Annotated in this window: 21 protein-coding genes; 13 read left to right on the top strand and 8 right to left on the bottom strand. The window is 74.9% G+C overall.

All coding sequences use genetic code 11. From position 1 onward, the window contains the following. Positions 1 to 41: 41 nt before the first annotated feature. Both ADL08_RS31280 and ADL08_RS31285 read left to right on the top strand, forming a co-directional pair. The gene (locus ADL08_RS31280) at positions 42 to 1,109 is read left to right on the top strand and encodes an EamA family transporter (protein ID WP_053648960.1); all 1,068 of its coding nucleotides are present in this window, start codon (positions 42 to 44) and stop codon (positions 1,107 to 1,109) included. 175 nt (positions 1,110 to 1,284) lie between these two features. Continuing rightward, a complete protein-coding gene (locus ADL08_RS31285; RefSeq protein WP_053648962.1) occupies positions 1,285 to 2,295 on the top strand; it encodes a DMT family transporter in 1,011 nt (336 codons plus the stop codon). 138 nt (positions 2,296 to 2,433) lie between these two features. On the opposite strand, the gene ADL08_RS31290 is transcribed toward ADL08_RS31285, so the two are convergent. Then, positions 2,434 to 3,150, bottom strand: coding sequence for a pyridoxamine 5'-phosphate oxidase family protein (locus ADL08_RS31290; protein WP_053648964.1), 717 nt, complete (start codon positions 3,148 to 3,150; stop codon positions 2,434 to 2,436). 35 nt (positions 3,151 to 3,185) lie between these two features. Between ADL08_RS31290 and ADL08_RS31295 the strand changes: the two genes are divergently transcribed. Both ADL08_RS31295 and ADL08_RS31300 read left to right on the top strand, forming a co-directional pair. Then, complete coding sequence (locus ADL08_RS31295) at positions 3,186 to 4,520, top strand: aminotransferase class I/II-fold pyridoxal phosphate-dependent enzyme (RefSeq protein ID WP_234352335.1); 1,335 nt, start codon at positions 3,186 to 3,188, stop codon at positions 4,518 to 4,520. A gap of 211 nt (positions 4,521 to 4,731) precedes the next feature. Continuing rightward, the gene (locus ADL08_RS31300; protein WP_053648968.1) at positions 4,732 to 5,580 is read left to right on the top strand and encodes an isocitrate lyase/PEP mutase family protein; all 849 of its coding nucleotides are present in this window, start codon (positions 4,732 to 4,734) and stop codon (positions 5,578 to 5,580) included. Between the two features lie 46 nt (positions 5,581 to 5,626). On the opposite strand, the gene ADL08_RS31305 is transcribed toward ADL08_RS31300, so the two are convergent. Continuing rightward, positions 5,627 to 6,727, bottom strand: a complete 1,101-nt coding sequence (locus ADL08_RS31305; protein ID WP_234352336.1) for a DMT family transporter — start codon at positions 6,725 to 6,727, stop codon at positions 5,627 to 5,629. 73 nt (positions 6,728 to 6,800) lie between these two features. Between ADL08_RS31305 and ADL08_RS31310 the strand changes: the two genes are divergently transcribed. Then, a complete protein-coding gene (locus ADL08_RS31310) occupies positions 6,801 to 7,703 on the top strand; it encodes a LysR family transcriptional regulator (protein WP_053648970.1) in 903 nt (300 codons plus the stop codon). 33 nt (positions 7,704 to 7,736) lie between these two features. On the opposite strand, the gene ADL08_RS31315 is transcribed toward ADL08_RS31310, so the two are convergent. Continuing rightward, positions 7,737 to 8,204 (bottom strand): pyridoxamine 5'-phosphate oxidase family protein, encoded by a 468-nt coding sequence (locus ADL08_RS31315; RefSeq protein ID WP_053648972.1) that lies wholly within the window; start codon positions 8,202 to 8,204, stop codon positions 7,737 to 7,739. 264 nt (positions 8,205 to 8,468) lie between these two features. On the opposite strand from ADL08_RS31315, the gene ADL08_RS31320 reads away from it, so the two are divergent. Beyond that, positions 8,469 to 9,512, top strand: coding sequence for an AraC family transcriptional regulator (locus tag ADL08_RS31320; RefSeq protein WP_053648974.1), 1,044 nt, complete (start codon positions 8,469 to 8,471; stop codon positions 9,510 to 9,512). Between the two features lie 148 nt (positions 9,513 to 9,660). After that, positions 9,661 to 10,269: a signal peptidase I gene (gene lepB / locus ADL08_RS31325; RefSeq protein ID WP_053648976.1), complete on the top strand. Its 609-nt coding sequence runs from the start codon at positions 9,661 to 9,663 to the stop codon at positions 10,267 to 10,269. Positions 10,270 to 10,273: 4 nt separating this feature from the next. Here the strand turns inward: lepB and ADL08_RS31330 are convergent, their stop codons facing one another. Beyond that, positions 10,274 to 10,888: a TetR/AcrR family transcriptional regulator gene (locus ADL08_RS31330; RefSeq protein ID WP_053648978.1), complete on the bottom strand. Its 615-nt coding sequence runs from the start codon at positions 10,886 to 10,888 to the stop codon at positions 10,274 to 10,276. A gap of 188 nt (positions 10,889 to 11,076) precedes the next feature. Here ADL08_RS31330 and ADL08_RS31335 point away from each other — a divergent pair, with 188 nt between their 5' ends. From ADL08_RS31335 to ADL08_RS31360, 6 genes are all read left to right on the top strand, one after another. Continuing rightward, a complete protein-coding gene (locus ADL08_RS31335) occupies positions 11,077 to 11,757 on the top strand; it encodes a DUF6230 family protein (protein WP_053648980.1) in 681 nt (226 codons plus the stop codon). Between the two features lie 130 nt (positions 11,758 to 11,887). Further along, a complete protein-coding gene (locus ADL08_RS31340) occupies positions 11,888 to 12,424 on the top strand; it encodes a DUF6114 domain-containing protein (protein WP_053648982.1) in 537 nt (178 codons plus the stop codon). Beyond that, positions 12,421 to 13,206, top strand: a complete 786-nt coding sequence (locus tag ADL08_RS31345; protein ID WP_053648984.1) for a DUF6230 family protein — start codon at positions 12,421 to 12,423, stop codon at positions 13,204 to 13,206. The genes ADL08_RS31340 and ADL08_RS31345 overlap by 4 nt, the downstream gene beginning before the upstream one ends. Further along, a complete protein-coding gene (locus ADL08_RS31350) occupies positions 13,200 to 13,586 on the top strand; it encodes a DUF6114 domain-containing protein (RefSeq protein ID WP_053648986.1) in 387 nt (128 codons plus the stop codon). Before ADL08_RS31345 ends, ADL08_RS31350 begins: the two co-directional genes overlap by 7 nt. Further along, entirely contained in the window at positions 13,583 to 14,209 is a 627-nt protein-coding gene (locus tag ADL08_RS31355) for a hypothetical protein (RefSeq protein WP_053648988.1), read from the top strand. The genes ADL08_RS31350 and ADL08_RS31355 overlap by 4 nt, the downstream gene beginning before the upstream one ends. Next, complete coding sequence (locus ADL08_RS31360) at positions 14,206 to 14,925, top strand: DUF6230 family protein (RefSeq protein WP_053648990.1); 720 nt, start codon at positions 14,206 to 14,208, stop codon at positions 14,923 to 14,925. The genes ADL08_RS31355 and ADL08_RS31360 overlap by 4 nt, the downstream gene beginning before the upstream one ends. Positions 14,926 to 14,951: 26 nt before the next feature. Here ADL08_RS31360 and ADL08_RS31365 read toward each other — a convergent pair whose 3' ends face one another. The 4 genes from ADL08_RS31365 to ADL08_RS31380 all read right to left on the bottom strand — a co-directional run bounded on the left by ADL08_RS31365 (position 14,952) and on the right by ADL08_RS31380 (position 19,287). Then, the gene (locus tag ADL08_RS31365) at positions 14,952 to 15,710 is read right to left on the bottom strand and encodes an anti-sigma factor (RefSeq protein ID WP_053648992.1); all 759 of its coding nucleotides are present in this window, start codon (positions 15,708 to 15,710) and stop codon (positions 14,952 to 14,954) included. Continuing rightward, a complete protein-coding gene (locus ADL08_RS31370) occupies positions 15,707 to 16,297 on the bottom strand; it encodes a sigma-70 family RNA polymerase sigma factor (protein ID WP_053648993.1) in 591 nt (196 codons plus the stop codon). Before ADL08_RS31370 ends, ADL08_RS31365 begins: the two co-directional genes overlap by 4 nt. A gap of 82 nt (positions 16,298 to 16,379) precedes the next feature. Beyond that, the gene (locus ADL08_RS31375) at positions 16,380 to 18,548 is read right to left on the bottom strand and encodes an MMPL family transporter (protein ID WP_053648995.1); all 2,169 of its coding nucleotides are present in this window, start codon (positions 18,546 to 18,548) and stop codon (positions 16,380 to 16,382) included. Between the two features lie 247 nt (positions 18,549 to 18,795). After that, positions 18,796 to 19,287, bottom strand: a complete 492-nt coding sequence (locus ADL08_RS31380; protein WP_053648997.1) for a MarR family winged helix-turn-helix transcriptional regulator — start codon at positions 19,285 to 19,287, stop codon at positions 18,796 to 18,798. Positions 19,288 to 19,317: the final 30 nt, after the last annotated feature.

Genomic DNA, 19,317 nt, shown 5'->3' on the forward strand with positions numbered 1-19,317 from the left:
CGGGGCTTACACCCCTGACGGCGTCCTGTCATGATGGCCCCATGCACGCGTCTCAGGGGAGAAGCGCCGGCCTGGGACTCGCCCTGGCCTCGGCCTTCGCATTCGGTGGTTCGGGAGTGGCGGCCAAGCCGCTCATCGAAGCGGGACTCGACCCGCTCCACGTCGTCTGGCTCCGGGTCGCCGGCGCCGCGCTCGTCATGCTGCCGGTGGCCTGGCGCCACCGGGACCTCCTGCGCCGCAAACCCGCCCTCCTCGTGGGCTTCGGCCTGCTCGCCGTCGCCGGCGTCCAGGCCTTCTACTTCGCCTCGATCTCCCGCATCCCGGTCGGCGTCGCCCTCCTCGTCGAGTACCTCGCCCCCGCCCTCGTCCTCGGCTGGGTCCGCTTCGTCCAGCGCCGGCCCGTCACCCGCGCCGCCGCCTTCGGCGTCGTCCTCGCCGTCGGCGGGCTCGCGTGCGTCGTCCAGGTCTGGTCCGGACTGAGCTTCGACCTCCTCGGACTCCTCCTCGCGCTCGCCGCCGCCTGCTGCCAGGTCGGCTACTTCGTCCTCTCCGACCAGGGCGCCGACGAGGCCGAGCCGGCCGACCCGGTCGGCGTCATCGCGTACGGACTGCTCATCGGCGCGCTCGTCCTCACCGTCGTGGCCCGGCCGTGGGGCATGGACTGGGCGGTCCTCGGCGGCCGCGCCGCCATGGACGGCACCGGTGTGCCCGCCTGGCTGCTGCTCGGCTGGATCGTGCTGATCGCCACCGTCTTCGCCTACGTCACCGGCGTCGTCTCGGTGCGCCGGCTCTCCCCGCAGGTGGCGGGCGTCGTGGCCTGTCTGGAGGCCGTCGTCGCGACCGTCCTGGCCTGGGTCCTGCTCGGCGAGCACCTGGGCGCGCCGCAGATCGTCGGCGGCGCGGTGGTCCTCGTCGGCGCCTTCATCGCCCAGTCCTCGACGCCCAAGGCGCCGTCGTCCGGGCCCGTGGCCGGTGGAACGGGCGACGTGGGGCAGGTCGCGGCCGAATCCGAGGCGGGGGCCGGTGGCGATGCCGGGGCCGGTGCCGGGGCCGGTGCCGGGGAGGCCGGTCGGGAAGCCGGGTTGTCCGCCGGGAAGACCGCCCCGTAGGGTGCCGATCATGCATTCGACCGTGCTTCCGCCTCCCGCCGCCTAGCACGCGCGGGGACCTTCCCGACGAAGACCGGGCCCGGACGGCGACTCCTCGCCGCCGGGGCGGTTCGTCGCTGCCCGCGCGCGGAGCCCAGCGACCACCCTTCCCTCCCGTCTTCCACGGAGAAGTCACGTGTCGAACTCCTCGGGATCCGCCCTGTCCGTCGGGCGGAGCCTCTTCTATCTGATCGTCGCCGGGATCGCCTGGGGCACGGCCGGTGCCGCCGCCTCGCTGATCTTCCGCGTCAGCGACATGGGCCCCCTCGCCCTCTCCTTCTGGCGCTGCGCCGGCGGCCTGGTCCTGCTGCTCGGCGCCCTCGCCCTGCGGTCCCGGCGCGCGACCGCCCGCGAGGCCGGCGGCGGGACCGCCGGCACGGCCTCCCGTACGGCCTCCCGTACGGCCGGGGAGTCGCGCCGCCGCAGGGCGGTCCGCATCCTCGGCACCGGCGTCGGGCTCACCGTCTTCCAGAGCGCGTACTTCGCCGCCGTCGAGGCCACGGGCCTGGCCGTCGGCACCGTCGTCACCCTGGGCGCGGGCCCCGTCCTCATCGCCCTGGGCGCCCGCCTCACCATGGGGGAGCGCCTGGGCCGCGGCGGGACCACCGCCGTCGTCGGGGCGCTCGCCGGGCTCGTCGTCCTCGTCCTGGGCGGCGGAACCGCCGAGGTGCGCCCCCTCGGCGTCGCCCTCGCGGTCGTCTCGGCCGCCGGATACGCGGCGATCACCCTGCTCACCCGTCGGCTCGGCCGCGACGGCGGCGGCGCGGACGCCCTGGCGACGACCGCCTGGGCCTTCGCGATCGGGTCCGCCGGGCTGCTGCCCGTGGCCCTCGCGGAGGGGATCGTCCCGCACACCGGCGCCCCGGTGGGCGTGCTGCTCCTCCTCGTGTACGTGGCGGCGGTGCCGACCGCGCTCGCGTACGCGCTGTACTTCGCCGGAGCGGCGGTCGTCCGGGCCGCCACCGTCTCCGTGATCATGCTCCTGGAGCCGGTGAGCGCCGCCCTGATCGCGGTCTCGCTCCTCGGCGAGCGGCTCACCGCGGCGATCGTGCTCGGCACGCTGCTGCTGCTCGCCGCCGTCACGGGCCTCGCCTTCGCGGAGACGCGGACGGCGGTGGAACGCAGGCGGGAGGCCGCGGCGGTGTAGGCCGGTTCCCTCCCGGGCCGTCGGCCGGCCGCGAGGCGTCGCGGCCGGCGGGCCCGGGTCTCCCGGTCGCCGGGCCCGTCGCGTTCGGAGAGGGGGGTCGGCACGGTTCGTCCGTCCCCTCGCCCGCCCCGCCCGCCGTCAGAGCGCGGCGAGGTAGCCGGGCAGGGCGACGGACGGGTCGAGGTCGTCCGCCGGGACCGGGGCGCCGTAGCCGCCGCGCACGGGGACCACGCCGGACCAGTGGGGGAGGGCGAGGTCCTCGGGGTCGTCGTTGGGGCCGCCGGTGCGGACCTTCGCGGAGACCTCGTCGAGGTCGAGGCGGATCACGGCGGTGGCGGCGAGCTCCTTGGCGTTCGCGGGGCGCGAGTCGGCGGAGCGGCCGGGGACGACGTGGTCCACGAGGGCGTCGAGGGCGGTCCGCAGCTCCTCGGGGTCGGTGACCCGGTGGGCGGTGCCGTGGACGACGACCGAGCGGTAGTTGAGGGAGTGGTGGAAGGCGGAGCGGGCGAGCACGAGGCCGTCGACGTGGGTCACGGTCAGGCAGACCGGCAGGCCGGGGGCCTTCTCGCCGTCGCCGGTCGCGCGCAGCGGCCGCGAGCCGGTGGAGCCGTGGACGTAGAGGCGCTCGCCGACCCGGCCGAAGAGGGTGGGGAGCACGACGGGCACGCCGTCGCGGACGAAGCCGAGGTGGCAGACGTAGGCCTCGTCGAGGATCGAATGGACCAGCTCCCTGTCGTACGAGGCGCGCTCCCGGGAGCGGGTGGGCACGGTCCGGGCGGTCGGCGTGTAGGCGGCCGGCGGCGATGCGGGGACGGGGACGTCGATCGGCGCGGGGTCCTCGACGGTGTCGCTCATTGCGTACTCCATTGCACTAGTGCATAATGTTGTTTGTGCTAGGAGAGTATCGGATCGAAGGCCGTCGCGCATCGGACATCGCCGCCAGCGTCGAGCGGGGAGTCGGCGCGGGCGCGCTGACGCCCGGCCAACCCCTCCCGCCCATGCGGGAGTTGGCGGCCACCCTGGGAGTGAACCCCAACACCGTCGCCGCCGCCTACCGCACCCTGCGCGAGCGCGGGGTCATCGAGACGGACGGGCGGCGCGGCAGCCGGGTGCGCCCGCGCCCCGCCACGACCGCGCGCGGCTCGATCCGGGTCGAGGCGCCCGCCGGGGTGCGGGACGTCAGCAACGGCAGCCCCGACCCCGTCCTCCTCCCGCCCCTCGGCGACGCCCTCGCGGAGGTCGCGCGGCGGTACGCCGAGCGGCCCGGCATGTACGGAGAGGCCCCGGTCGACGAGGAGTTCGGGCGGCTCGCCCGCGCCGCCCTCGACGCGGACGGCGTGCCGGACGGGCCCGTCGGCGTGGCCTCGGGCTCCCTCGACGCCATCGAGCGGGTGCTCGCGGTCCACCTCAGGCCGGGCGACGCCGTCGCCGTCGAGGACCCGGGCTGGGGCAGCCTCCTCGACCTGGTGCCCGCGCTCGGACTGCGGCCGGTGCCGGTAGCCGTCGACGACGAGGGGCCGCTCCCCGGGGAGGTCGAGCGCGCGCTCCGGCGGGACGGGGCGCGGGCCGTGATCGTCACCGACCGGGCGCAGAACCCGACCGGCGCCTGCGTCGGCGAGGAGCGGGCCCGGGAACTGTGGCGGGTCCTCGCCGCGCACCCCGGCGTGCTGCTCGTCGAGGACGACCACGGGCACGGCATCGTCGCGCAGCCGCTCCACCCCCTGGCCGGGGTCACCGACCGCTGGGTCCTGGTCCGCTCGGTCGCCAAGGCGTACGGCCCCGACCTGCGGATCGCCGTCTTCACCGGGGACGCCGAGACCGTCGACCGGGTGCTCGGGCGGCAGCGGCTCGGCCCCGGCTGGGTGAGCCGGCTGCTCCAGCGGACCGTCGCGCACCTCTGGGCCTCGGAGGCGGTGGACCCGGCCGTCGTCGCGCGCGCGTACGGCGAACGGCGCGACGGGCTGGTCCGCGCCCTCGCCCGGCGCGGCGTCGAGGCGTACGGGCGCTCCGGCATGAACGTGTGGGTGCCGGTCGCCGACGAGACGGGCGCGGTCGCGCGGCTCCTCGCGGCGGGCTGGGCGGTGGCTCCGGGCGCGCGGTTCCGGATGGACACCGGGCCCGCCGTCCGGCTCACCGTCTCCGGGCTGGCCGTCGCGGACGTCGAGCCCCTGGCCGACGCCGTCGCCGGGGCCGCGGGACCCGCGCCGGCGCGGAGTTACGGATAGGGGTCTCCGGGAAGCGCCGCTCGTGGCGGGTGTCGCTCCAGTGACGTTTCTGCGGTGAATGTGCTGGGCCTGGAGGGTGAGTCGCCCCCCGGCGGGGCGCAAGTCCCCGGTGGATCGCGGAATCATCGGGTCCGGCGAAGGCCCGCCGTTCCGCCGAGGTGGGCGGCCCCTTCGCGTTCCCCGTGTTTCCCGGACCCCCAGGAGCAGGACGATGAGCCATGGCAGCAGGTTGCGCGACCGGATCGCGGAACCGGGGACGACCCCGCTGATCGGCGTCTACGACATGTACTCGGCCTCCCTGTCGGCCGCGCACTACGACGGGATGTTCGTCTCCGGATTCGGCTTCGCCGCCTCGTACTACGGCCTGCCGGACATCGGCTTCATCGCCTGGCCCGACATGGTCGCCTTCGTGCAGCGGCTGCGCGGCGCGTTCCCCCGGCACCACCTCCTCGTGGACATCGACGACGGCTACGTCGATCCCGAGGTGGCCTGTCACGTGGTGGAGGGCCTGGAGCGGACCGGCGCCTCGGGCGTGGTCCTGGAGGACCAGAAGCGGCCGCGCCGGTGCGGCCACGCGGACGGCAAGCAGGTGCTGCCGCTCGACGAGTACCTCGCCAAACTGGAGATGGTCCTCGCGACCCGCCGGGACATGGTCGTGGTGGCCCGCACGGACGCCACCGAGGAGGAGGACGTCCTCCACCGGGCCAAGTGCCTGGCCGCCACCGACGCGGACGTGGTCCTCGTGGACGGCGTGCGCGACGTGGCGGGGATCCGCGCGATCCGCGAGGTGACCGGCGACAAGCCGCTGCTCTTCAACCAGATCGCGGGCGGGAAGTCCCCGCGCCTCTCGCTCGCCGAACTCACCGGGCTCGGCGTGGACGTGGCGATCTACAGCACCCCCTGCCTGTTCGCCGCCCACGAGGCGATCGACTCGGCGCTCGCCGAGCTGAAGCGCGCCGACGGCAGGCTGCCGGCCCCCGGCCCGGACGGCGGCGTCGGGGTCGCCGCCTCGACGCGGCTCCTGGAACGGAACATCGCCCGCCGGCGTACGGGGGCGTGAACGGGCGGTCCGTACCCCCGGGTCGTCACCCCGGGGGTACGGAAACTCAGACGCGGACCGCGGGATTCCGGGGCGCGGCGGGGGCCGGCTCCCGCACGTCGGGGCGGGGAGTCGTCGCGTCGGCAAGGGGGACTGTCGTGTCGGGGAGGGGAGCCGTCACCTCGGGGAGGGGAGCCGCGCGGCGGCGGGAGGCGCGGGTCTGGGTGAGGGCCGCGCCCGCCAGGACCACGACGGCGCCGACCGGGGTGTTCCAGCCGAGCCGCTCGCCCAGGAGCGTGACGCCCGCCGCCGTGGCGATGACCGGGATGAAGTACGTGACCATGGAGGCCGTCGTCGGGCCGACCTCCGCGACGATGCCGTACTGGAGCAGCATCGCGTACCCCGTGCCGAGTGCGCCGAGCGCGATCACGGCGAGCAGCGGCAGGAGCTCCACCGACTTCGGCGCCGAGGTGAACAGCGGGGTGACCAGCGCCAGTTGCAGCGTCGCCAGGCCCAGCTGGGAACCGGCGAGCGAGAGGTGCGAGGCGCCGGTGCCGCTCAGCGTCCGGCGGACGTAGATCCAGCCGACCGCGTAGCTGAAGGAGGCGAGGAGGGCCAGCGCGGTGCCGGTCACGTCGAGGCCGGAGAAGCCCTGCCAGGCGCCGAGCACGGTCAGCACGCCGACGAAGCCGATGCCCAGACCGGCCGCGCGGACCCGGGTCGGGCGGTCCTCGGAGAGCGCGACCAGCGAGAGCAGCATGCCCCACAGCGGGGTCGTCGCGTTGCAGATGCCCGCCAGGGTCGAGGGGATCGTCAGCTCCGCGTACGCGAAGAGGGAGAACGGCAGCGCGTTGAGGAGGAAGGCCGCGACCGCCAGGTGGCCCCAGACGCGGGCGCCGCGCGGCAGCCGGTCCCGCTTCACGGCCAGCGCGGCGGCGAGCACCGCCGTACCGAACAGGAGCCGCCCGAAGGTGACCTGGAAGGGCGCGAAGCCCTCCGTGCCGACCTTGATGAGGAGGAAGCTGAAGCCCCAGATGAGGGACAGCGCGCCGAACCGGACGCGCCAGTCGAGCAGCCGGGGGGCGGGCCGGGCCGATGCGGCGGGGCCGGAGGGGACGGGGGGACCGGAGGGAGCGGGGGGAGCGGAGGACGGGGCTGCGGGGCTCATGTCCTCAGACTGGCCGGAACGATCGCTTAGGACAAGTGAGACTTCCTCGACCCCTTCCCTTAGCATCGCTTACATGTTGAACCTGGAGCGCCTCCGCACCCTCGACGCCGTCGCCCGGCACGGCTCCGTCAGCGGCGCGGCCGACGGGCTGCACGTCACGACCTCCGCCGTCTCCCAGCAACTGTCCAAGCTGGAGCGCGAGGTCGGACAGCGGCTGCTGGCCAGGAACGGGCGGGGCGTGCGCCTCACCGACGCCGGGATGCTGCTCGCCGAGCACGCCGCCCGGATCCTCTCCCAGGTCCAGCTGGCCCAGGCCGACATCGAGGCCCAGCGGGGCCGGGTCGTGGGCGAGGTGCGGCTCGCCGGCTTCCCCACGGCGGCCCGCGGCCTCTTCCCGGGCGCGCTCGCCGCCCTGCGCGCCGGCCACCCCGAACTGCGGGTCCGCACGACGGAGCTGGAGCCGGAGCCGGGGGTGCGCGCGGTGCTGCGCGGCGACGCCGACCTCGCGATCGTCCTGGACTGGAGCAACAAGCGGGCGCCGGTGCCCGGCGGCCTGGAGCGCGCCCACCTCTTCGACGACACCGCCGACGTGGCCCTGCCGGACGGACATCCGCTGGCCGGACGCGAGGCGGTGGACCTGGTCGACTTCGCCGACGAGGAGTGGGTCTCCTGGCCGGAGGGCGAGTTCTGCCACGACTGGCTGATGTTCACCCTGCGCTCGCAGGGCATCGAGCCGCGCATCGGCCACTTCGCGGGCGAGCACCACACCCAGCTCGCGCTCGTCGCGGCCGGTCTCGGCGTCTGCGTGACCCCCCGTCTCGGCCGCCCGGTGCCGGAGGGCGTCGCCTTCGTGCCCGTACGGCAGAAGATGCGGCGGCACATCTACGCCACCTGGCGCGCCGACGCGGGCCGCCGCCCCTCGGTCCGGGCGGTCGTCGCAGCGCTGCGGGCGGTGGCCGAGCCGCTGGGGTGCTGAGGGGCGGCCTTCCGGGAGGGCGACCGGGCCGTCTCAGGGGGCGGTGATCTTGCGGAAGTCCCAGGAGGCGACCGCGTCCGGGGTCAGGCGGAGCCAGGCGTGGCGGCCGTCGTGGGGCATCTCGTCCAGGCCGAAGTACTTGGCGGCGAAGAGCCGTTCCGCCGCGTCGAGCGCGGGGCACGGCCCGCCGGTGCGGGGCGCCTCCCCGACGGGGACGGCCGTGCCCGACAGCTCCGCGCCGCGCAGCTCGCCGTACTCCTCGCCGTCGTCCACCACCACGGCGATCCTCGGGTCGGCGCGCAGGTCCGCCCAGCGGCGGCTGCGGGTCAGGGAGTACAGCCACAGCGAGGTGCCGTCCCAGGCGAACCAGAGCGCGCTCACGTGCGGGCGCCCGTCGGGCGACACGGTCGCGACCCGGCAGGTGCGCTGCCGCGCGAGATGGGAGTCGAGCTCGGCCGGGGTCATCATGATCCGGCGTCCACGGCGCTGTGCGGCGGTCATCGTCCGTACCCTTCCGGTTCGCTGAGCGGGTGTCGGAAGCATGGGGGCTCGGGCGTGCGCGGGCAAGGGGCTCGTTCCTCCGGGCCCCGCCCGGACACCCCTGGGGCCGGTGGCGGGGCTGTGAGCCGCGTCCCGTCTACCGGAGAGGAGGCCTGGCGAGCCTTACAGTTCTCAGTAGAATGTCCGAACCTGGACATCCTTCCAGGAAAGTGTCCAGCTTCGGGGAACCCGGGGCGTGACGCGGCCGGAACGGAGGCGACGCGCATGCCGACACGGTCGGTCAGCTCCCACCACGTGCGGGCCGCGCTGCTCGGCGCCGAGCGGCGCGGGGTCGCCCCCGGGCCGCTCCTCGCCCGCGCCGGACTGACCTCCGCACTCCTGGAGGAACCCCGGGCCCGGATCCCCGCCGAGCAGTTCGGCCGGCTCGTCAGGACGCTGTGGGCCACCCTGGACGACGAGTTGATCGGCTTCGGCGGCGCGCCCAGCAAGGTCGGCACCTTCGCGATGATGGCCCACGTCGTGGTCCACGGCAGCCGGGACCTGCGCGAGGCCCTCCGGCGCGCCCAGACCTTCTACTCCCTCTTCCCGGCCGGGCCGCGCTTCCGGCTCGTGGAACCCGCGCCGGGCGAGGACCTCCCCGGCGTCGAGGGGGCCGACGAGGCCCGGATGGAGTTCGACGTCTCCGGATACGACGACCCCCTCCACTTCGGCGCCGAGTCCACCGTCCTCGTCGCCCACCGCTTCGCCGGCTGGCTGATCCGGCGCAGGATCGGCCTGCGCAGGGTCGAGTTCGTCCACCCCGAACCCCGGCACGCCCGGGAGTACGACCTCCTGTTCGGCGCGCCCCGCGTCTTCGGCGCCGGGCGGACGGCCGCCGTCTTCGACCGGGCCGACCTCGACGAACCCGTCCTGCGCGACGGGGCGGCGCTCGAGGCCTTCCTGCGCCGCGCCCCCGTCGACGTGCTCGTCTCCGCCGACCACGGCAGCACGGTCACCGGCCGGGTGCGGCACCTGATCGGGCGCGCCCTGCCCGCCGGTCCCGTGCCGACGCCCGAGCAGCTCGCCGCCCGGCTCTCCGTCAGCCCGCAGACCCTGCGCCGCCGGCTGGCCGCCGAGGGCACGACGTACCAGCGCCTCCGCGACCAGGTGCGGCGCGACCACGCCCTCGCCGAACTGGCCGGCGGCCGCGTCTCCATCGAGCTGCTCTCCCGGCGGCTCGGCTTCTCCGAACCCAGCGCCTTCCACCGGGCGTTCCGGCGCTGGACGGGCGAGACGCCCCGCGCGTACCGGGGGAGGGGCCAGGGGTGACCCCCCGCCCGGCCGCCTCCCGGTCCGTGCGGTCAACAACCCTGAGCGGTACGGTCACGGCCGTTCCCCGCCGGCCGTCCTACCGTCCCGCCATGACCGAAATCGACCGGTCCGGTGCCGTGCGGCCCCCGGACCCCACCCGGCGCCGGTGAACGCGCGCCGGGCGGCCGGCGCCGTCCTCGGGACCGGAGTCCTGCTCTGCCTCCTCGCGGGGGTGGCCGTCACCGCCCTCGGGATCCGGGTCGACGGCACCAGCATGGCCCCCACCCTCCACCAGGGCGACCGCGTCCTCGCCGCCCCGGGCTCCGCCGGGGAGGTGCGCCGGTTCGACGTGGTGCTGCTGCGGGCCACCGGGAAGGACGCCCTCCTGGTCAAGCGGGTGATCGGACTCCCCGGCGACCGGGTCGCGATCGTCTCCACGCCGGACGAGCCCTTCCAGGTCCTCCTCCAGGAGGGCGGCAAGGGGCCCGTCCACCGGGTGGCGGCGCCCCAGTGGGCCGCGCAGGCCCACCGCACGGGCGCCTGCTGCACGCCGGAGGGCACCCGCTCGGCGCGGGCCGGACTGCGGACCGTGCCCGAGGGCGCGTTCTTCTACCTGGGCGACAACCCCGACCTGTCGGACGACTCGCGGGCGTACGGCTGGGGCGAGATCGGCCGGGTCGAGGGGAGGGTCGGCGTGCGCGCCTTCCCCGTCTCCTCGTCCCCGGACATCGGCAACCGGCCGGTCCTGGAGGAGTACCGGGGGCCGAGCCCCTGAGGGGCTACTCCGCCGGAGCCGGCGGGAGCTCCTCGCGGCCCGTGCTCAGGGCGACCCTGACCACCGTGTCCGCGATGCGGCGGGCCGACTCCTCGGGGGACGCGGTGGCCTGCACGATGTGGCTCGCGGTCAGCCGCACCGCCGCGTCCACGGCCAGCTCGCGCGCCACCGGGTCGACGGTGGGCCAGGCCTCCGTGACGTACGCGTCGGCCATCGCCGTGGCCGTCGCGAACGCCGCCGCGGAGCGGGTCGTGAGGTAGGGGAGGAGCCCGTCCTCGCCGGTGCTGGTCAGCATGGCCCTGATCAGCGGGTTCCGCCCGGCCAGCGTGAGCGTGAAGCCGACGGCGGCCTCGACGGCCGCGCGCAGGTCGTCCCGGTGCGCGTCGAGTCCCGCCTGGATGCCGACGAGGCAGCGCTCCAGCTCGCGCTGGAAGAGGGCCTCGCCGACCGCCTCCTTGGAGGGGAACTCCGAGTACAGCGTCTGCCGGCTGACGCCGACCGCGCCGGCCAGGTGCGCCATGCGCAGCTTGTCGAAGCCGCGGTCCGCGACCGCCTCGTACGCCGCGTCGAGCAGACGCTCGCGCAGCAGTGTCCGGACCGTCTCCCTGAACCGTGGCATCGGACAAGCCTAGTCCAGAGGAATTCTCCCCAGAATTGTCCGAACTGTTGACACTCCACAAGAGAGTGTCCAATTCTCGAACATGCAGCCGCAAAGTGTCACCCGTCTCCGACCATCCGGCCGAGGACGCACGGCTGTGTTCACATCCCCACCCGCGCGGCACGTGCGGGACGACGGTTGGAGAGCACATGCAGGAAGAGACCAGAGGGGTCACCCGCTGGCGCAGATCGGCGGTCCTGGCCCTGCCGGCCACCGTGGCGATCGCCGCCATGGCCACGGCGATGGTGCAGGGCGCCCTCGCCGCGAACCTCTCGCTGACGAGCGTCCCCTTCACCCTCAGCTCCAAGACGGTGGCCGCGCCGCAGGGCATCGGCGCGGTCATGCACACCGTCGACGCGGGCGGACCGAAGGGCGCCGCCGAGGTCGGCCTCGCCAAGGCGGGCCTCGACGGCATCTGCGTCCACGCCGTCCAGACGGTCGACCTCCCGGTGATCGGCAGCCTCGGCACCTGGTCGCTCAACATCTCCTCGCCGGCCGCCGCGACCCCGCTCACCAGCGAGCAGCTCGTCGCCGGCGCCGGGCTCCAGGCGAACAAGCTGGTCCTCGACGCCCAGGCCCTCAAGGCGTCGACGGCCACCCTGCACGCCGCCGACGGCAGCCCGAACGTCATCGGCGCCGCCGCCGACAGCGCCGGGATCAAGAGCACCGGCATCACCGACGGCACCCCGGGCCAGTTCGGCCTGGACGCCACCGGCGGCCGGACGGACATCAAGAACCTCAACGCCGACGCCAACGCCGCCACGATCTCCGGCGCGATCACCCTGCCCGACCTGGCGATCGGCATCGCCCACGGCGACAAGGGCTGCTGAGCCGCACGGCTCCGGCACCGCCGCCACCGGCGGGACCCCGCGCCCTCCGGAGCCCCCGGGCCCCCGGCGGCGCGGGGCCCCCGCCCCGCACCCCTCCCGTCCCTCCCCGAACCGCCGCTGCGAGGCCTCCATGAGCACCGATCCGCCGACCGACCCGCCCGAGCCGACCGACGGGACCACCGCGGCCGCGTCACCGCGGCCCCGGCCGCTCCCGGCCACCGGTCAACCGCGCGGCGCGCTCGCGGCGTTCCGCCACTGGCGCCGCACCCGGCCGTTCTGGGCGGCCGTCTGGACCGGGATCGGCGGCTTCGTCATCTTCTTCCTGCCGATGGCCCCCCTCGGCAAGATCCTCCAGGTCGGCGTCGGCGGGATCGCGGGCATGGCGGGCGGAGTCGTCCTCATGGCGATGGCCCTGCTCATCCTCCTGATGCCGAGCCAGCGCCACACCGCCGGCGTCCTCGCGGTCATCGCGGGCGTCGCCTCCTTCCCGCTGTCGAACCTCGGCGGCCTCTTCGTCGGCATGGTCCTCGCGGTCCTCGGCGGCTCCATGGCCTTCGCCTGGCTCCCCGAGAAGCCCGCCGGGCGCACCGGCGGTCTCCTCCGCCGCGGCCGGAAGGCCGCCGAAACCCCCGTACCCCCCGTGTCCGTTGGGAGCGGATCCGCATGAACCACCTCTTCTCCGGAGCCCGCGGGCTCGGCACGTCCCTCACCCGGATGCGCACGGCCGGTGCCCGTGCCGCCGCCGACTGGAACACCCGGATGCTGGCCGAGGCCGCAGACGACACCCGCCGGGGCACCCGCTGGGGACGCGGCGCGCTCGCCCTCGTCCCCTCGGCCCTGGCCATAGGGGCCCTCGGCACGGCGCTCGCCCAGGGGGCGCTCGCCGCCAACTTCAGCGTCACCGGGGAGCCCTTCACCCTGACCTCCAACGGCGTCCAGGGCAGCGGCTTCGGCGCCATCGTCAACACCCCGGCCGTCGGGCGCCCGGACGGCACCACGACCACCAACACCGCGATGGCGCGCGTCGGGTTCGCCAGCGCCGGGCTCGCCGGACTGTGCGGCATCGTCCACCAGAAGATCGCCGGCGTCCCGTACTCGCTGCTCCTGACCGGCGGCCAGAAGGTGACGGCCACCCCGCCCGGGACCTTCACCACCGACATCGACGCCTCGAACCTCTACATCCAGGCCACCGAACTCCAGGCGTACGGGCCCACCACCCTCCAGAACGCGGTGCTCGGCCAGTCCGCAGACCAGGTCACCGTCGCCGGCAAGCCCCTCACGGGCGCGCTGCCCGGCGGGTTCGGGCTCGGTTCGGCGGGCGGCGAGGGCGGCAGCTCCATCAAGCTGCACGGCCTCAACGCCACCGCGTACGACGCCGAGATGGCGGGCGCGCTCGTCCTGCCCGACCTGAAGATCAAGGTCGTTCCCGGAACGGCCACGACGTGCTGAGCCGGGCGAAGGCCGCGTGGGCGTGGTTCCGCGCCTTCCGCCGCACCCGCCCCTTCTGGGGCGGGCTGTGGCTGGTCGCCGGGGGCTGGACCGTCCTCAAGTTCTCCCTCAGCTCGCTCCAGCTGATCGTGAGCACCGGCTTCGGGGGGATCGCGGGCTACCTCGTCGGCGGCGGGATGATCCTGTGCGGCCTCATCCCGATGGCGCTGCCCGCCCAGCGGTACACCTTCGGGCTCATCGGCGCCGTCCTCGCCGTCGTCTCGCTCGTCGTCTCCAACCTGGGCGGCTTCCTGCTCGGCATGGCGCTCGGCGTCCTCGGCGGCTCCATGATGGTGGGCTGGGGAGCCAAACGCCCGCGCCGCAGGGCGGTGGAGGGGTGACGACCCGGCCGGGTGGGACGACCCGGCAGCGGGCCCTCGCCGTGAGCACCGCCCTGGTGCTCGCCGTCGCCACCGCCGTCTGGTCGGGGCAGCCGGGCAGCGCCGCGGGGGCGCCCGCCGCGGTCCAGCCCCTCGGCGTCCCCTTCCTGCCCTCCCCGGACCCGCTGCGCGTCACCATCGACAGCATGGTCGCCGTCTCGCTGACCGTCGACAAGGACGTCACCGTCCGGCTCTCGGACGGTACGACCCGGACCACCAACAAGTACACCTTCACCAAGCTCAAGATCCGCTCGCACATGAACGTGGTCCAGCGGGCGAACGGCCACACCGTCACCATCGACGTGCCGAACGAGGGCTCGCTCGGCGGCTACGACAGCGCGGGGAAGCCCGAGACGACGACGATGTGGGGGAACATCACCAACGTCTGCCTCCGCGTCCTCGTCAAGATCTGCGGAGTGCAGGGCCTCCTCGACTTCTTCGGCTCCCTCATCCCGCTGACCGCCGGGGCCGAGGACTTCGCCGGGGACATCTACGCGATCCGGACCGTCGACGACCACGCGGCCCTCGACTCCACCGACAACCCCGTCCACCTCCCCGGAACCATCACGGTGACCTCCCCATGAGCCCCGCCACGAGCCCCGAAAGCCGCAGCGCCTCCGAGGAGGGGCGCACCCACTGGCGCCGGTCCCTCGCCGTCGCCGTGCCCGCGCTCCTCGCCGCCGGCGGCCTCGGGACCGCCATGGCGAGCGGCGCGCTGGCGGTCGGCCTCCGGATCCAGGACCGGCCGGTCGACTTCACCACCAGCAGCCTGTACGGGACGCAGTACGGCGCCGCCGTCGTCGACCAGGCCGTCGTGCGGCCCGACGGCTCGGCCGGGACCGTGCGGGTGCTCCGCATGGGCTTCGCGGACGGCATGATCAACGGCCTGTGCCTGAGCCAGAAGCAGCAGATCGGCGGAGCCACGTACACCCTCATGCTGACCCTCGGCGACGACAACCCCGGCTCCTGGGAGATCAGGACCAAGAACACCGTCCTCGACCTGAAGAACGCCACCGGCGTCCTCGACATGGACGGCGTCGTCGACCTCAACACCAACGGCGCCGACGTGAAGACCGTCAAGGACCCCTCGGGGGCGTACGTGGACAACCCGCTGAACAGCCCGCAGCACCGCTTCGGCATCCAGGCCCGCTACGCCAAGTTCGACCGGATCGTCGGCACCGCCCAGGACTTCCAGCTCCCGGGCCTCCTGACGACCCCCCGGCTCAAACTGTCCGTGAAGCCGGGCCCGGTCGCCTGCCCCGCCCCGCCGGCGCCCACCGGAACGCCCGGGACGCCGTGAGGCGGAGCGGCGACCGTCCCGCCGCCTCAGGCCGCCGGCATCGCCATCGTCGCCACCGGGTCCGAGGTCGGGCGGGGCGAACCGCCCTCCGGCTCCACGGTGATGCCGATGCCGGCCGAACGGTTCGCCGGCCCCTCCAGGAGGACCGTCGAGGTCGCCGACTCCGGCGTCATCAGACCGGCGGGCCGCATCGTCCCGGAGTCGTCGTACCAGAGCTGGTAGACCTTCCCGGGCGGCGGCGCGGGCATCCCCGCCGCGGCGAACACCGCCCGGTCCAGGGACGGCGAGTGGACGAGGGTGCCCACCGCGCCGTCCGCGAGCCGGGCCGTCGAGACCCGGGCGTCCGGCGCGGCGAGGACGGCCGCCACGGCCTCCGCGCGCTCCTCCGCGACGGCCGCGCGGCGATCGGCCTCCTCCGCGCGCCCGTACTGCCAGCCCGCGACGCCACCGAGCGCCACCAGGCCGGCGACCGAGGCGGCGAGCGCCCAGCGGGGCAGCCGCCGCAGACCCCGCGGACCCCCCGGCGAACGGCCGACGGGCCGGGTGACCGGGGGGAGTTGCCGGATGTCGACGATCCGGCGGAGCACCTCGGCGCGCAGGGCCGGGTCGACCGGCGCGGCGGCGGCGAGGCCGAGGCGCACGGTCGTCTCGGAGAGCTCGCGGACCTCGTGCGCGCACGGGGCGCACTGGGTGAGGTGCCGTTCGACCGCCTCCCGCTCCTCGTCCGTCTCCAGGGCGTCGAGGACGTAGGCACCGGTCAGCGTGTGCAGCTCGTCGGTCGTCACGCCGCCACCCCCAGGCAGTCGCGGAGCCGGATGAGCCCGTCGCGCATCCGGGTCTTCACGGTCCCCAGGGGGAGCGAGAGGAGTTCCGCGACCTCACGGTAGGTCAGACCGCGGTAGTAGGCCAGGGTCACGGACTGGCGCTGGCGCTCGGTGAGACCGCGCAGACAGCGCCGTACCCGCTCGCGGTCCATCCGGTTCTCCACCTCCTCGGTCACCTCGTCGTACGCGGGACTGTGCTCCAGGAGCGCGACCCGCCGGGCGCGGTCCGAGGCGGCCTGCTCGGAACGCACCCGGTCCACGGCCCGGCGGTGGGCGAGGGTCAGCGCCCAGTTCAGGACGGAGCCCCGGTCCGGGCGGTAGCGGGCGGCGGAGCGCCAGAGGTCGACCATCACCTCCTGCGCCACCTCCTCGGACTGCGCGGGGTCACGCAGCACCGAGCGGACCACGCCCAGGACGGGGCCGGAGACCCGGTCGAAGACGCCGGCGAAGGCGTCCTGGTCCCCGCGGGCCACCCGGACCATCAGCTCGGGCAGCCCGTCGCCCCGGTCCGGGGCCGGACCGCCTTCGACGCGTGCGTGCTCTCTCATCCGCCTGTGCCCTCCTGCGTGGCCTCGGGTGCGCTGCTCCTGGGGGGTCTTCGGAGCGGGCGCCCGGGGGGATTGGTGCGATCTACGCGTGGTCCGGAGCGGTCGTCCCCTCCTCGGCGGTCGTCCTCTTCCCGGCGGTCGTCCCCTCCTTCGGGAGGCGGCTCAGCGCGCCCGGCCACCACGCCTTCGGGCCGAGGTCCCGGACCAGCGCCGGGACGAGGAGCGACCGGACCACCAGGGTGTCGAGCAGGACGCCGAAGGCCACGATGAACGCGATCTGCACGAGGAAGGCCAGCGGGATCACGCCGAGCGCGGCGAAGGTCGCCGCGAGCACCACGCCCGCCGAGGTGATCACGCCGCCGGTCGCGGTCAGGCCGATGCGGACGCCCTCGCGCACCCCGTGGCGCAGCGACTCCTCGCGCACCCGGGACATCAGGAAGATGTTGTAGTCGACCCCGAGCGCCACCAGGAAGACGAAGCCGTACAGCGGTACGGAGGAGTCCGTGCCGGTGAAGCCGAGGACGTGCTCGAAGACGAGCGCCGAGACGCCCAGGGTGGCCGCGAAGTTGAGCGCCACCGTGGCGACGAGGACCAGCGGCAGCACCAGGGAGCGCAGCAGCGCCACCAGGATGATCAGGATGATCGCCAGCACCACCGGGACGATGAGCGCGCGGTCCCGGGCCGCGGTGCGCTGGGTGTCGTACTGCTGCGCCGTCGAGCCGCCCACCAGGGCGTCCGAACCGGGGACCGCGTGCACGGCGGTGCGCAGCCGGGCGAGCGTCTCGCGCGCCGCGTCGCTGTCGGCCGCGTCGGCGAGGGTGGCGTCGATCCGGACCCGGCCGTCGACCACGAGCGGCTTCCCGGGGGCCGGGCGGCCCGTCGCGTCCACCGGGAACGCCGAGTCGACGCCCTCGACGTCCTGCGCGGCGGCGGCCACGCGGGCGGCCGCCCCCGCGTCGGTGATGATCACGGCGGGGTTGCCCGCGCCGCCGGGGAAGTGGCGGCCGAGGGTCTCCTGCGCGGCGACGGACGGCGCGTCGTTCACGAAGATCTCGTCGAAGGGGACGCCCCGGGAGTTCAGGGTGGGCGCGAAGGCGGCGCAGGCGATCAGACCGGCGAGGGTGATCGCCCACACCTTGCGGGGCGCGCGGTCGACCACGGCGGCGATGCGGTGCCAGACGGCCTGACCGCCCTTCGCGGCCTCGGCGTCCGCGCCCTCGGGGAGCGTCTTCGGGCGGGCCGGCCAGTACGCGGCGCGGCCCGTGAGGACCAGGACCGCCGGGAGGAAGGTGAGCGCGCTGAGGACCGCGCAGACGATGCCGATGGCGCCGACCGGGCCGAGCGCCCGGTTGTTGGACAGGTCGCTGGCGAGCAGGGCGATCAGCGCGAGGGCGACGGTGGCGCCGCTGGCGACGATCGGCTCGAAGGAGCGGCGCAGGGCCTTGCGCATGGCGGCGAAGCGCTCGGCGCCGGGGGCGGTGAGCTCCTCCCGGTAGCGGGCGGCGAGCAGCAGCGCGTAGTCGGTCGCGGCGCCGATCACCAGGATGGACAGGATGCCCTGCACCTGGCCGTCCACCCTGACCACGTCGGCGTCGGCGAGCACGTACACGATCGCGCAGGCCAGACCGAGGGCGAACACCGCGCCCACGATGATCATCAGGGGCAGCAGGACGCTGCGGTAGACGACGAGCAGGATCAGCAGCACCGCGATCAGGGCGACGCCGAGCAGCAGCCCGTCGATGCCGGAGAAGGCGCCGGAGAGGTCGGCCTGGGTGGCGGCGGGGCCCGCCAGCCACACGGTCGTCCCGGGCACCGGGGCCGCCGCCTTCCGCACCGATTCGATCGTGTCCGGCAGGGTGTCGCCGAGGTCGGGCCGGAGCGGGACGACGGCCCGCAGGGCCTTCCCGTCCTCGGAGGCCAGGGCGGGCGAGGGCGTCCCCGCGATCCCCGGGCGGCCGGAGAGCGCGGCGAGGGCCCGCGTGGCCTCGGCGGCCGAACCGGGGGAGAGGGCTTCGCCGTCCTTCGCCGTCCACACCACGATCGCGGGCACGGACTCCGAGGTGCGGAAGGCCTTCTGCGCCTCGATGACCTTGGTGGACTCGGCGCTGCGGGGCAGGAAGGCCGCCTGGTCGTTGGTGGCGACCTCGCCGAGCCGGCCGGCGAAGGGGCCGAGCCCGCCGCCGACGGCGAGCCAGACGACGAGGAGGACCAGGGGGACGAGGAAGCGGGTCCGGCGCAGGGCGCGGGGCATCGGGTCTCCGAACTATGACTTGACCGTTAAGTATCTCAATGGTTGAGAGAAGTGTGTACCACATCGGGAAGGGCCGGACGCCCGGGTACCCGGCAAGGGCGATCGGATGCCACGGAACACCGCATAAGAGTGCTCCCGTGGGAGCTTCGGGCGTGACGGGGCGCACGGATGCACCCGTTCGGAGCAATCGTTCGTCTCGGCGGAGCGTTCGTCTCGGCCACGCCTTCGCCCCGGTGACGCGCTCGTCTCAGCGGCGCGGTACGCGCAGGGCGCCCAGTTCGTCGTTCAGGACGTTCAGGAAGCGCAGGGCCACCGCGAGTTCGTCGTCGTCGAACCGGTCCCGCGCCCGGGCCGTCGCCTCCGCGAGCGGCAGGAAGTACCGCCGGGCCGCCGCCCTCGCCCCGTCCTCGTAGCGCACGTGCACCAGGCGGCGGTCGGCGCTCTCCCGGGACCTGCGGATGTGCCCGGCCCTCTCCAGCCGGTCCAGGCAGGCCGTCACCGCGCCGGAGGTGAGCCCGAGGTGCTCCCGCAGCCGCCCCGGCGTCAGCGGCTCGGGGCTGTCCAGGACGACGGCGAGGGCCTGCACGTCCGTGGGGTGCAGCCCCTGCGCCTGGGCGAAGCCGTGCACGAGCCGGTTGATCTCGCCCTGCGTCCGCCGCAGCGCGACGGCGAAACTGTGCAGGTCACCGGCGGCGCCCGGAGGGGCGGCGGGAACGTCTCGGTCTTCTTCGCGGGCCACGCGTTCAGCCTATAGACCCCGCCTTCCCGC

It is taken from the genome of Streptomyces sp. NRRL F-6492 (assembly GCF_001280125.1).
Taxonomy (GTDB): Bacteria; Actinomycetota; Actinomycetes; order Streptomycetales; family Streptomycetaceae; genus Streptomyces.